Raw genomic sequence first — 13,446 nt, 5'->3', positions numbered from 1 at the left:
TAGTCTAACTTGGAGGTTATATTATGAAAAAAGTCATCACATACGGTACATTTGACATCCTGCATACGGGGCACATCAACTTATTAAGACGCGCCAAGGAATACGGCGATTACCTGGTTGTTGCCATTTCATCAGATGCGTTTAATGCCTTAAAGGGGAAAAAGGCATATTATTCATTTGAGCAGCGAAAAGCCATCCTTGAAGCTGTCCGCTATGTGGATGAAGTCATCGCGGAAGATACGTGGGAGCAAAAAGTGGACGATATTCAAAAGCACCATATCGATGTGTTTGTCATGGGGGATGACTGGAAGGGTAAGTTTGATTATTTAAAAGCGTATTGCGACGTCATTTATTTACCAAGAACGATTGGCATATCAACGACAAAAATAAAGACAGATTTGAATAAAAATGGTTAGAGAACTCGTCATTACCGCTTACCTCTTTGTTTTTCGCGTGTTTTTTACTTTTTTTAAATTATTTCCTCAAACAAACAAAACAACATTTGTCGTGTCATTTGGGAATAATGCCTTATATACCATGGATGCATTAGAAAAACTTACGGACCAGCGCATTATAATTCTGAAAACCCGCAAGTGCTGTATGATGTTTGAAGATGCGCCACACCGACGGATCATGATGTTTCAATTTCCGTACATACTTGATTGGATACGATCGGTTTACCATTTAGCAACATCTGAGAAAGTTTTCGTTGACAATTATTTTGGATTTCTTTCGGTCACGCGTTTTAGGCAAAACACAAAATGTATTCAATTATGGCATGCGGCTGGGGCAATCAAAAAGTTCGGGCTCAAAGATCACCAAATTAAAAACCGGCACGCAAAAGCCTGCAGACGGTTCGAAAACGTTTATAAGCGATTTGATTTTGTTATCGTTGGATCAGAGAAGATGGCTGCCATATTTTCAGAGGCCTTTAACGTAACGACAAAGCAATTTTTAAGAACAGGCATTCCCAGAACTGATTTCTTTTTTGACACAGCAGCTAAACAAGAAATCGAACAATCATTAATAAATCAATTTCCGGTTATCAATGAAAAGAAAGTCATTTTATATGCCCCAACGTACCGTGACAATCAACTTAATGCAGCAAGAATTCACCTGGATATTCACAAAATGTATACTGAACTCTGTCGTGAGTATGTATTATTTCTCAGTCTTCATCCTAAAATGAACGTCAATGCAGAAACCGACTATCCCGGTTTTGTCTACGATGTTTCCGGCTTGGATAATATTAATCACATTCTCATCATGACGGATATTTTAATTTCGGATTATTCGTCCGTTCCGTTTGAATTTTCATTAATGTGCAAACCAATGGTGTTTTTTGCGTATGATTTGGAAGAATATGCGCATTCGAAAGGCTTCTGGGAGAACTATGCAGAACTTGTTCCGGGACCTGTCGTAAAAAATACGGATGATTTGATTGATGTGCTGAAAAATGGTGATTTTCACATGGAGCAGATTGATACATTTGCCAATGAATGGAATCAGTATTCAACAGGAAAATCAAGTGAGAGGCTCGTTCAAACGCTATATCATTGAAAAACCATTTTCAGCAAGAGTGTGCCATATCTAGCAGCTACACTTCCTTAATAAAATTTTCAATGAGTTGGTGTATCTGTTCCCTGCCTGAATGAAATGGTTGGGGCTCAAATGTTTCAGCCTCCTGAATGACGCTTTCCAGCAGGCTTTCTTCCTCCCAGCTCAAAATATGCCCCTGTCCCGTCAGTGCAGTCACAATCTGCAACTGGTGATCATCATTATGTTCGCCGTATTTTGCCAAACGGGGACAGGCAATAACCCTTTTGCCTTTTCGCAGCCCCATGATAATCGAACCTGTACCGGCATGTGTAATAATCAGCCGTGCCCGCTCGTACAGCAGATCCATTTCTTTGAGGCTGACGAACTGTTTCAGCGTCAGGTTGTCACTTTCATAGTTTGTATGACCATGCTGAACAACCACATCTTCTTGAATGATGCCTTCCTTTTTTAACCGCTCCACTTCATTTAATAATCTGGTAAATGGCAGCTCGTGGGTGCCTAAAACAACCAATATCAATAGATGGACCCTCCATAAACGGAATTGGGATATATCTTTTGCATCGATTTCCACTGGACAATAAACAGGTCGGCTACTGGATAAACCAGCCTGCCGGATAATGTTGGAGTGTCGGTTTTCGCAAAGCTTTCGATAAAAATAACCTTTTTCCGGAAGAGTTTAGCGATATAACACATCGGGACTGCTGTATGTGCACCTGTGGTGATAATAACGTCGGGGCGTCTGCGCAAAAAGATGCAGAATGCCTTCAATGTGTTAAATATAAATTTGAATATGTACCGGAATAAATAATTCCTGGCGCCGTAAACGAGCATGGATACCGGATATTTGTCCTTCAGCTCCATCGTTACGGCACACTTTTCGGTTACAATATGGTAGTGATAATTTTTAAACAGGGGTTCAAGCTGTAACAGCTGTGTTAAATGTCCGCCCACTGACGAAATAAGAAGTAACTTTGGCTGGGTCAACTGTCTTTCGCTCCTATTCTCGGTGGTATCGTTCAATAAGCTGACCAATCATGTTTTCCTGGTCATACGTTTGTGCTTTTTCCTCCCCATTTGCAATCAGCTGCTGACGTAAATCTACATCTTCAAGGACTTTTTTTATCCCCAGCCTTAAAGATGTTTCATTTTTCGGCTCTACCAACACGCCGGCATTCCCATTGAGCAAATAACTTAAGCCGCCGACATCACTGCCGACTACCGGAGTGTGGCACGACATCGCCTCCAATGCCACAAGGCCGAACCCCTCCATGTATGATGGAATGACAAAAACATCTGCTGCAGCGAGCCATTTGGCTATTTCCCGCTGCTCCATCGGCGGGTGGATATGGACACCCTCGATTCCTTCATTTGAAATATGGTCTTTAATCCAATCCGCAAATACCGGCTCTTTTTGCGGACCGATTAAATGGAGTTCCAGGCTTGGATATGTTTTTTTAAGGTTATGATAGGCGCTTACCAGTTCCGCCAGGCCTTTTGCCTCAATCATATTGCCAACAAACAGAATCGTCGTGGCTGAGGGCGATATATTGACCAAATTCCTGGCTGTCTTCGTATTCATTGGCATAAATAACTGCCGATTGACGCCCATGTTTAAAACCGTAATATTTTGTCCGATCACGTCAAACATTGTCAACATGTCATGTTTAAGCTTTTCCCCGACAGCAATAATGTGATCGGCTTCATGCAAAACCCTTTTTGTCTGGTTAAAGAAGAACTCACCCTTTTGGGCCATCTTGTCCAAATCGCCGCCATGTGCCGTTACGATAACCCGGGTGCGGAAAAGTTTTTTATACAATAGTGCCAACTTCCCGCTTGGGAATACATAGTGCGCATGAATAAGATCGTATTGCCTGCCTTTAGTAAGCAGAATAAGGACGACTTTGATTATCCATACCACATATTTTATGGCGACAGATGGCTTGTCCATTCGCGGATCTTTGATGGCGGCAACGTCGATATGGAAACCTTGTTCCCTTAGCGCCTTCACCTGATTATGCACAAAAATTCCAAAACTGGGATGCGCCTTGCTGGGATACATCGTACTAATCACTAATATTTTCTCCAATTTCCCCACCCCGTTATACATTTTTCATGTTGAAGGTTTCTGATTAGTGAGTGTGAACAGGTAACCAATCAAAACAGCAAGGTATATACTCACAGCTGGTGATGACAAAACATGACCCGCTGTAAACGCACTGCCCAAACCTAAACAGACAGATACCCCCACAAAGATGATGGGGACATTTATTTGTTTTAGATGCTTATTAAACAAATTGAAAATAATGCGGTAACCGATATAAATCAGCGGTATTATTAAAAGGACAAATCCAGCAATACCGAAGTTAAAATACCAGTCCCAAAAGTCCATCTCGATTAGCTTTGGTGTGACCGTATAATTTCCCCCATAACCCATACCAAACCATTTTTGTGATAGAGGAGCTTCCTGGTATTGTGCTTTTATACTATGTAAAAAATCCTCCCTGCCGCTTAACAGTCTCTGTCCCGTCTGTTGTTTATTTGTTTCATCGTTCTCAACATCCGCGGGACGATTGCCTTGATTGATGATGTCCGTCCCAAACGTCAGGCCAAGGTTATTTCCGACTGGACTGCTTGGCGTCATCAGGATGGTTGCTGCCAGAAATCCTGAGAGAATGATCGCATTCAGCCAATATCGTTTATGATATATAGCTTTGATGATGAACAGTATAATGGAGATAGCCAGCACAATGATGATTGATCCAAAACTGACCTTCGTGCCCACCGTCAGCATGGCCCAAATGACGAGACCAATAGCAGGCACTAACAAAGCTTTATCCAAAAGCTTTCTTTTTTGAACCATGTATAAAATCATGATACTAACCCCCATGCCCAAAATAATGCTTAATTCGTTTGCCGAAAAAAACCAGCCTGAATGACCTTCTTTCGCCAGAGCATTATAACTTTTGTGACCACTGCCCGTCAGATTCGCAAGCAGCATGACTACCGCTATAAACATCACATTGATCAATACAGATAACTGAATAATTTGTTGCCAATTTTTCTTTTTTGAGAATGACTTTATAACAAAAATATAAACCAATAATAATATGATAAAGAAAACTGTTTTGATCATATATGTCAGTTCAAGTGATATGTTAAATGGCTCTTTTACGATATAATTAGTCACCAAGTGTACCATCATAAAAAGGCCAAGTGTCACGAGGTAAATGAGTGCTGCCTTTTTCCCTCGTCTGTCCGACAGCAGCCATATATATACAAGCCCAACACCCATGGCCAGTCCTCTTAAAACCGTTGAAATCGGAATATTAAAATAGGCCAATAAATCCAGAGCCGGCTGCAGCAGGAGAAAATAGATGAATGCTTTCTCCATGAGGCCCGTCACAGTATTTTTTTGTAAGTTCGAGGGCATGAAGCTGACCCCTTTCTGACTTTATAAGCAGATTGGCTAATCTCCCTTCTAGTATTTGACATTCCTTGATCATTTTAAACAAGAAAAAAGATGCCTCATAAGACATCACGAATTGCCCGGATAAACCGGTGGACGGCCAATCGAGTGATATTCGATACCGCTATCTTTCATTTTTTCCAACGGGAAGCAGTTTCGCCCGTCAAAGATAATCGGGCTGGCCAAATATTTCTTAAAAGAATCGGGTTGATATTCTTTTACGTCTTTCCAGTCAGTTAAAATGACGGCACAGCTTGCTTGATGAAGTGCCTCTCCGATTGTACCGGCGTAAACAATATCCTTTGGTAAAACGTTTATGGCATTTTTGGCTGCAGCCGGGTCAAACGCTTTAATGTTTGCACCAGCATCGACCATTTTTTTAATCAAGGGAATGGATGGGGCGTTCCGCATATCATCTGTTCCCGGTTTGAATGCAAGACCCAATACTGCAATGGTTTTATTGTTTAAACGGCCGAACCGCTTTGAAATCTTATCTGCCAATAATTCACTTTGCCTGTCATTCACATATTGGACACTTTCCAAAATAGACATCGGATAACCGGCGCTTCTGCCATCGGATATGATAGCACTCAAATCCTTTGGAAAGCAGGAGCCGCCATATCCTGCCCCAGCTTTTAAAAAATGTTTCCCAATACGTCCGTCCATCCCGATGCCTTTTGACACATCATCCACGTTTGCGCCAACGCGTTCACAAAGGTTGGCGAATTCATTAATGAAACTGATTTTCGTTGCCAGGAAAGCGTTCGATGCATACTTGATCATTTCTGCACTTCTCAGATCCGTTTTAACGATCGGAATGTTGAATGGCTGATAAAGTTTTCCGACGGTTTCCAGCGCATCATTGTCTTCAGAACCTATGATGATTCGATCAGCATTGAATGTGTCATGAACCGCCGATCCCTGGCGCAAAAATTCAGGACAGGATACGACTTTTGCGGCCATACTTTTTGGAGAATGCTGTTCGATGTTATGTTTAATGCGTTCATTTGTTCCAATGGGGACCGTACTCTTGGTGACGATGATGGTATCTTCATCCATGTGTTTTGCAATCGCCCTGCAGGCAGCAAACAGTGCTGACAAATCGGCCGATCCATCGTTATTTTGAGGTGTTCCGACCGCTATAACAATAACATCTTTGTCAGCCAGACCCTTTTTATAATCGGAAGTGAAATTTAGTTTTTTCTGGTCAAGGTTCGTCTGTAAGAGTTCCTCAAGACCATCCTCATAAATAGGAGACTGACCGCTTTGCAACTTTCTGATTTTATCTTCATCGATATCAATGCACGTTACGCTACTCCCCATCTGGGCTAAGCACACCCCTGTAACAAGCCCGACATATCCAGTACCGATGACAGCGACATTCATAGTTATCGCACCTCACTTGATGTTTAATGAACCTCTGTTAATGTTTATGATGATGAATGTTTTTTTAGTAATGACAAAAAGCTTCAATCGCCATTATGTTATAGTGAGCTTAAGATGGGAGGCGGAAGTAGTGATTAAACGAATTGTTCTTGGATTTTTTCTAATAACGATTTTTTTCATTGCAAGCAGTAAAAAAACCTTTGCACCAAAGCGGAATGTGAAAATTACAGGAGTGCCGCTCTATTACCAATACCCGGATCTGCCAACAGGGTGTGAGGCGACATCTCTGGCAATGCTTTTGAGCTGGGGCCGTGGTGAGCCGGTTGATAAATATGAGGTGGCAGATGCGCTGCCAAAAGGAGATAAGGTACGAAAGGTCGATGGCGAATGGAAAGGCACCCACCCGAATAAAGCGTTTGTCGGCGATCCGTATACCGACTCGGACGATGGGAGTTACGGCGTTTTTGAAGGGCCGATATTGGAAACGATTGAGACGTTTATGCCCGATTGTGGCATTGACTTAACGGGCCAGCCGTTTAGTTCGCTTCTGGATATTGTCCGTTCGGGAAAGCCGGTCATGGCGTGGACGACGCTTGAGCAGCGCGAGACTTTTTACGGTAAGACGTGGACAGACGACGATGGTGATGTGATTGACTGGTACGAAAATGAACATGCTGTTGTTCTGGTGGGGGTTGCTGGTAATCAGGTAATTGCGTACGATCCGCACACCGGCCAAGCGGAATATTATGAGCGCAAATTATTTGAGCGGAATTGGGAATCCATGGGCGGACGTGCTGTGACACTCTCAACAGATGGATGAATAAGCGAATATTTCCATTCACGTACTCGGGCTATTATGGTAGAATAATAGAGCAAATAGAAAAACGTGTGGGGAGTAAAAGAATATGAAAAAAGTCATAACAGTTGCCGCTATTGCCGCCGTTGTACTGATCGCTATATTTTTCCTGACTAATTACAATGCAGACCAAAGCGCCAATCAGGAATCTGATAACCAGAGTGAAAAAAGTAATCAGGCAGCAAAGGAAGATGACGAAGAAGCCGAACCGGAATATAAATACCCTCCCGAAAAAGCACAAAATCTTCTGGATCAGCAGAAAGAACTGGAATCGGAAATCTTGTCCGAAAGTGAAGGGAGTACGTTGGATGAGCCATATGTGAACCTCGACCCGTATGACAGGAGCCCGTTGGCCGCACTGGTCATTTTTGACACGGAAGAAGCGGCAAAAGTTTCCTTTACGGTTAAAGGTAAAGATGAAGAAACCGATATTTCCAAAACGTTCGCGGACTATAAAACCCACCATGAATTGCCTGTGTTGGGACTGTATCCCGACTATGACAATAAAGTGGAAATAACCGCAGAAACGGAATCCGGAGAAACACTGGAAAAAACCTTAACCATTTCAACGGACGAACTGCCGAATTATATACCGGATATTAACATTAAAACAGCTGACTTAGGGAAAATGGATATTAGTGCTAATGAATTGACTTTTGCCATCCCAAGTACAAAATTTGTATACGGATTCGATATCAACGGTGACATCCGCTGGTATGGATCTGGCTATAACAGCCACGTTTTACAGGAATTAAACAATGGACGCCTGTTATATTTGGGTAAGGATGACAACAGCGGAAGTGCCTATAACCGACTGTTTGAGACCGATTATCTTGGTAAACTCTACAATGCGTTTAAAATCAGTGAAGAGGCGGCCCAGGCTGAGTCAGAGGGTATGGAATCCACACTGATCCACCATGATATTGCTGAGCTGCCATCAGGCAATTTGATCCTGACGGTTAATGACGGCCGTGGTGAGTACATGGAAGATATGATGATAGAAATTGACCGGGAAACCGGTGATGTCGTCAAACAGATTGATTTAAAGGACCTTTTCACCAAGGAACAATACGAGGAACATGACAGCACCGAGCCGAAAGATGGCCTGACAGACTGGTTCCATCAAAATTCTGTCGTGTATGACAAAAGTGATGATAGTATTATCATTTCCGGCCGAAACAGTGACACGGTAATGAAGATTGATTATGAAACCGAAGAAATTAAATGGATGCTCGCTTATCCGGAAGGCTGGGATAAAGATATGCAGGAATACCTGATTGATGGTCAGGGGGAAGACTTCAAATACCCGGCAGGCCAGCATGATGCCAATATCCTGCCTGATTTTGACGATAATCCGGACACACTTGATTTGCTGTTATATGATAATAATACTGTCATAACACGCGGCGATGAAGCATTATCCAAGCAGTTCAGTGCTGCTACCCATTACCGTATCAATGAAAAAACAAAAGAAGCAGAAATCATCTGGACGTACGGTGAAGAACGTGGAGAAGACTATTTCACCAATATCATTGGCAGTGCCCGCTACCTGGAAGATACCGGAAATGTCTTGATTGATTTCGGTCACGTAGATAAAGGTAATCAAAGCAATATTGTTGAAGTGACGCACCATCAGGATGACGACGTAGTATTTGAAGCAGAAATAACCGATTTTCCTAAAGGAGCTTGGGTCTATCGGGGTGTCAGACGAGCTCTATATACGAATACGTGGGAAAACGACTTTTCGTTAACTGAATAAAAGGTGAACGGACATCGCTCTTGAGGGCAAAGGCTTAGACCATGGTGAAATCACTGATGAGCATCTTGAAGAATATGCTGAATATGCAGACTATGTCAATCCGAATAAAATTTTATTGGATCAAGATACAGTAGACAGGATTCATCATAGAGCGTTAAAAACATGGCCATATACAGTTGTTGATGAAGAGTGGGTTGATCTGTTAATGGATTATGGCGTGGATGGGATTATTACAGACTATCCAGAGCTCATGGATTTTCGCTAAAAGAAAAAGTGAGTGTTATTCGAAATCATTATACCGGAATAGGAAACCCGACACGCTTACCAAAAGAGTGGAGATTTTATCTTCACTCTTTTTATGTGAGTTATTAGCGGTTTGAGGTTTCAACATAAAGGAACGTACCACTATGGAACTAATATTTTGAAAAAGTATTAAATATGCTACAATTAACCTAAAACTTCGGAGGGATAGCATGGAAAATATCGTTGATATGATTAATTCCCAGGTCATATCATCTGTCAAACAAGCAGATGATATTGATAAAGCCATCGATTCAAATACTAACGTTACTTTTCTATTAACAGGAGACTTATCCAGTTCGAAAGTATACATAGATCGTTTAAAGGAAGCCGGGAAGATAACCTTTGTTCATATTGATTTTATTGATGGACTTTCCAACACTCCCAGTGCTATTAAATATATTGCAGAACAATGGCAACCTCAAGGTATTATAACAACAAAGAGCAGTCTGATTAATTATGCTAAAGATAAGGGGCTTATGACCATACAGAGGATTTTCCTAATTGACCGCAACGCAGTGAAAAGAGGTATTGACATTGCACATTCATGTAAACCACATGCTATAGAAGTGTTACCAGGCCTGATGCCAAATATAATAGACGAATTGACAAAGTTAACCCACCTGCCAATTATAGCAGGTGGATTAGTGAATAGTAAACAGCAGATACTTGCAGGACTTAAGGCTGGTGCACTGGCCATTTCTGCAGGAAGTCCCGAGTTATGGAATTATAAGTTATGAAACTATAGCGTAACGATCTCCTTCACACTATCAATAATTACTTTCGGTTTATATACTGATTTTTTCAGTGATTTCTCATCTGTAATGCCTGTCAATACGAGCACCGATTGCAAGCCATAATCATTACCCATTTTAATATCGGTTTCCAACCGATCTCCCACCATAAAGCAATTTTCAGGTGGCAATTTTAATAGTTTTGTAACGATAAAATCAGCAGCAAGTTTAGAAGGCTTTCCAAGTATCAATTCAATTTTTTCTCCCGTTGCACCCTCCAGTGCGCCTATCATGGCACCACAATCCGGTACTTGCCCGCCGTAAACCGGGCAAGTTCTGTCCGGATTGGTCGCTACTATTTTTGCACCATTGCACCATGCCTGAAAAGCGGAGTTAAGCTTGTCATACGTGAAATCCCGATCCCAGCCCATAACGACAAAAGCTGCTTTATTATAATCATCAGTAATAACCACCTGTTGATTTATCAATTCATCAATAAGGGGCTGCTCACCAATTGCCAATACTTTTTCGCCTTTTTTTATCTGGGATTTCAAATATCTGGCTGTGAGCAAATTAGAATTGACCACTTCATTATAGCTTGCTTCGATCCCAAGCCCTTTTAATTTTTTGACGTAATTGCCAATGCTTTCGATTGATTTATTTGTGAAGAATATAACCTTATCGCCACGTTCCTTTAATTTTCTTATAGCGTCAGCTGCACCGTCGATTAATTTGTTATCTAAATAAACTGTTCCATCCAAGTCAAAAATAAACCCCTTTTTCACCATGTATCCTCCTTGATACCTGTACTAAGATTCATTATCGGTAAGTCTGTTAGCAATTGCCTGAAATAGCACAACTATGACGACAAGGATAATAGACATTGCTGCAGCAGAATAATATTCCGCTCTCAGTACGTTTTGGAAAATAGCAAGACTCATCGGTGCCCATTCAGCAGGAGCCATCAGGATCGATATACTTGTTTCCTTGATAACTGTTACAAACACCAGTATTGAACCAGCCGCAATACCCGGAAGCATTAATGGACCAACTACAGTTACTGCAGCAGTCAGATTTGATGCACCAAGGTTAATGGCAGCTTCTTCAATGTCGACTTTAATCGCCTTCATAGTACCAATTGTTGATCTTACCATGTACGGCATTCTCCGGATGGAGTAGGCAATAACCAGTATAATAGCTGTACCTGTTAAATTAAGCGGTGCAGTATTGAACGTTTGGATCAACGCAATACCAAATGCAATGCCTGGGACAATCAGCGGCACTGTTGTCATAAAATCCAGTCCGGTAGAATTTTGTCTTACAACGAAATAGGATACAAATGTGGCCACTATCACGCTTAATACCAGTGCTCCAAGGGCTAACACAATGCTGTTTTGAATATTTCCCAAAGAGCCTGTGAATATCTCCTTGTAGTGGTCAAGCGTATATCCTGACGGCAAAGGATCCTTCCCCCATGTTGTAGCAATCGATTGCATAAAGACCGTCAACATACTTAATAAGGGAACCAAAACCACAAACATTGAAAAAGCAGACAACGGAATAGTCAGCAATTTATTATTATTTAATTTGACCTGGTTAGGTTTACCTGATACGGAATCGTAATTTTTTCCCTTTAAGAAGAAATTTTGTAACCAATAAACAACTCCAGCTACAGCAATCATAATCACTGTAAGTATAGCTGCTCCGCCCCAATTAAAGAATCCCGAAATTTCACGATATGCTTCAACTACAATCAAATTCAAATCGCTTGGGGCTAAAATGATTGGTGTTCCAAAATCTGAAAAGCTTACTGCGAATATAACCAAGGCCGTTGATAGCATGCCGGGAATTACCAAAGGGAATGTGATAGTAGAAAAAGTCAGCCAGCCTTTTGCTCCCATATTTCTTGATGCTTCTTCCAATGAAATATCACTAACCTTAAATGCAGCAACCATTGGCCAAAGCGCATAAGGAAAAAAGAAAAAGATTTGAACTAAAGCTATTCCCGTCATTGAATATGGATCAATCAAAAACCCTTCGCCGCCTAATGCCTGGTAGATGTATGTAACCCATCCTGAACGGCCAAACATAATAATAAATGCATAACCGGATATAAATGTAGGAACTACCAATGGTATGGTACAAAGCGCACTAATTGTTTTTTTAAATGGCATTTTGGTTCGTGCTATGCCGTAAGCTATTGGGATGCAGACGAGTAATACAACCACAGACACAAGCACTGAGAGCCATAAACTGTTTTTTAGTGCGTCAAAGTAAGATTTATTGGCCAGTATTGATGTGAAATTATCCAATGTTGCATTCTTGAATTTCTCAATTGTGCTTTGTAAAGTGTCTATACTAATCAAGGACCCAAAAAAGTTGATAGGTTCATTTGTGAAGCTGACCAGAAAGACTGATACTAAGGGTATTATAAGAAACAGCGTGAAAAATGCGTATATTATAATCTTAATAATCCCCAGCCCCGTCAAATTTCGTTTGAGCCAATTCATATTAATAACACCCTCTCAGGTGCAACACCTAATTTTACTTTTGTACCATTTTGTAAAATACTATCTCCAGATTCATAGACAGTATCAGCTAATAAATCGTATTCACCAACTTTAATATCATATCTAACTGTTGACCCGAGATATGTCGCAAACTGAATTTCACCTTCAAAGTAATTATCGTAATATTTGGAATCTCCATCTAAAATATTGATACTTTCCGGTCTGATAACTACTTGTACCTCTTCTTTTTCCGGGGAAGCTAACGATTTAACCTTTTGATCACCAAATTGTATGACCGAACCATTTTCTTCCCGTTTAACCACTTTTCCACCCAAAATATTAGATTTTCCAACAAAATCGGCAATGAACGGGGATTGTGGATTACTGTACAGATCGGTAGGTGTTCCTATTTGAAGGATTTCACCATCTTTCATAACGGCTACACGATCCGCCATGCTCATAGCCTCTTCCTGGTCGTGGGTGACAAAAATTGTCGTGATTTTAAGGTCCTGCTGAATTTGTCGTATTGTATTTCTCATTGAATGTCTAAGTTTTTGGTCTAGGTTGGACAGTGGTTCATCCATCAATAAGACCTCAGGTTCCATAACCAAAGCTCTTGCAAGGGCTACCCTCTGCTGTTGTCCCCCGGAAAGTTCACTTGTCAGTTTTTGAGCATGTTCCTGTAATTCAACATATTCCAAAATATCATTTACCTTATCTTTAATATCTTGCGGATACTTGCCAATCTTGCTGTTCAGCATTCTTGTATAAACACCAATTTTTTTAAGCGGATTACTATTTTTTAGTCGTCTGACATTTAAACTATAGGCAACATTGTCAAACACATTCATATGCGGGAATAGGGCATAGCTTTG

At 41.1% G+C, this 13,446-nt stretch carries 14 protein-coding genes; 6 read left to right on the top strand and 8 right to left on the bottom strand.

Features of this window, described 5'->3' with window-relative positions; genetic code table 11:
* Positions 1-23 precede the first annotated feature (23 nt).
* Positions 24-416 (top strand): glycerol-3-phosphate cytidylyltransferase, encoded by a 393-nt coding sequence (tagD, locus tag VK080_RS12595; RefSeq protein WP_324225118.1) that lies wholly within the window; start codon positions 24-26, stop codon positions 414-416.
* Between the two features lie 184 nt (positions 417-600).
* Positions 601-1,560: a CDP-glycerol glycerophosphotransferase family protein gene (locus tag VK080_RS12590; protein ID WP_324225117.1), complete on the top strand. Its 960-nt coding sequence runs from the start codon at positions 601-603 to the stop codon at positions 1,558-1,560.
* 37 nt (positions 1,561-1,597) lie between these two features.
* Here the strand turns inward: VK080_RS12590 and pssE are convergent, their stop codons facing one another.
* The 5 genes from pssE to VK080_RS12565 all read right to left on the bottom strand — a co-directional run bounded on the left by pssE (position 1,598) and on the right by VK080_RS12565 (position 6,412).
* Entirely contained in the window at positions 1,598-2,077 is a 480-nt protein-coding gene (gene pssE / locus VK080_RS12585) for a PssE/Cps14G family polysaccharide biosynthesis glycosyltransferase (RefSeq protein WP_324225116.1), read from the bottom strand.
* Positions 2,074-2,544, bottom strand: coding sequence for a PssD/Cps14F family polysaccharide biosynthesis glycosyltransferase (gene pssD / locus VK080_RS12580; protein ID WP_324225115.1), 471 nt, complete (start codon positions 2,542-2,544; stop codon positions 2,074-2,076). The genes pssE and pssD overlap by 4 nt, the downstream gene beginning before the upstream one ends.
* Before the next feature lie 13 nt (positions 2,545-2,557).
* The gene (locus tag VK080_RS12575; RefSeq protein ID WP_324225114.1) at positions 2,558-3,655 is read right to left on the bottom strand and encodes a glycosyltransferase; all 1,098 of its coding nucleotides are present in this window, start codon (positions 3,653-3,655) and stop codon (positions 2,558-2,560) included.
* Between the two features lie 15 nt (positions 3,656-3,670).
* Positions 3,671-4,990, bottom strand: coding sequence for an O-antigen ligase family protein (locus VK080_RS12570; RefSeq protein WP_324225113.1), 1,320 nt, complete (start codon positions 4,988-4,990; stop codon positions 3,671-3,673).
* Between the two features lie 105 nt (positions 4,991-5,095).
* A complete protein-coding gene (locus VK080_RS12565) occupies positions 5,096-6,412 on the bottom strand; it encodes a UDP-glucose/GDP-mannose dehydrogenase family protein (RefSeq protein WP_324225112.1) in 1,317 nt (438 codons plus the stop codon).
* 130 nt (positions 6,413-6,542) lie between these two features.
* On the opposite strand from VK080_RS12565, the gene VK080_RS12560 reads away from it, so the two are divergent.
* The 4 genes from VK080_RS12560 to VK080_RS12550 all read left to right on the top strand — a co-directional run bounded on the left by VK080_RS12560 (position 6,543) and on the right by VK080_RS12550 (position 10,067).
* On the top strand, positions 6,543-7,232 hold the full coding sequence (locus tag VK080_RS12560; protein WP_324225111.1) for a C39 family peptidase: 690 nt from the start codon (positions 6,543-6,545) through the stop codon (positions 7,230-7,232).
* 85 nt (positions 7,233-7,317) lie between these two features.
* On the top strand, positions 7,318-9,027 hold the full coding sequence (locus VK080_RS12555) for an aryl-sulfate sulfotransferase (protein WP_324225110.1): 1,710 nt from the start codon (positions 7,318-7,320) through the stop codon (positions 9,025-9,027).
* 13 nt (positions 9,028-9,040) lie between these two features.
* Positions 9,041-9,292: a glycerophosphodiester phosphodiesterase gene (locus tag VK080_RS16060; RefSeq protein ID WP_414672253.1), complete on the top strand. Its 252-nt coding sequence runs from the start codon at positions 9,041-9,043 to the stop codon at positions 9,290-9,292.
* Positions 9,293-9,500: 208 nt separating this feature from the next.
* Entirely contained in the window at positions 9,501-10,067 is a 567-nt protein-coding gene (locus VK080_RS12550) for a glycerol-3-phosphate responsive antiterminator (RefSeq protein WP_324225109.1), read from the top strand.
* Positions 10,068-10,069: 2 nt separating this feature from the next.
* On the opposite strand, the gene VK080_RS12545 is transcribed toward VK080_RS12550, so the two are convergent.
* From VK080_RS12545 to VK080_RS12535, 3 genes are all read right to left on the bottom strand, one after another.
* A complete protein-coding gene (locus VK080_RS12545) occupies positions 10,070-10,846 on the bottom strand; it encodes an HAD-IIA family hydrolase (RefSeq protein ID WP_324225108.1) in 777 nt (258 codons plus the stop codon).
* Positions 10,847-10,870: 24 nt separating this feature from the next.
* A complete protein-coding gene (locus VK080_RS12540; protein ID WP_324225107.1) occupies positions 10,871-12,571 on the bottom strand; it encodes an iron ABC transporter permease in 1,701 nt (566 codons plus the stop codon).
* Positions 12,568-13,446, bottom strand: an 879-nt coding sequence (locus VK080_RS12535; RefSeq protein ID WP_324225106.1) for an ABC transporter ATP-binding protein, incomplete at its 5' end; no start/stop codon positions are given. The genes VK080_RS12535 and VK080_RS12540, both read right to left, overlap by 4 nt.

This window comes from Lentibacillus sp. (assembly GCF_035301925.1).
In the GTDB taxonomy this organism is placed as follows: Bacteria; Bacillota; Bacilli; order Bacillales; family Amphibacillaceae; genus Lentibacillus.
The sequence above is the reverse complement of the archived record's forward strand: the minus strand, read 5'-3'. Positions and strand labels throughout refer to the sequence as shown.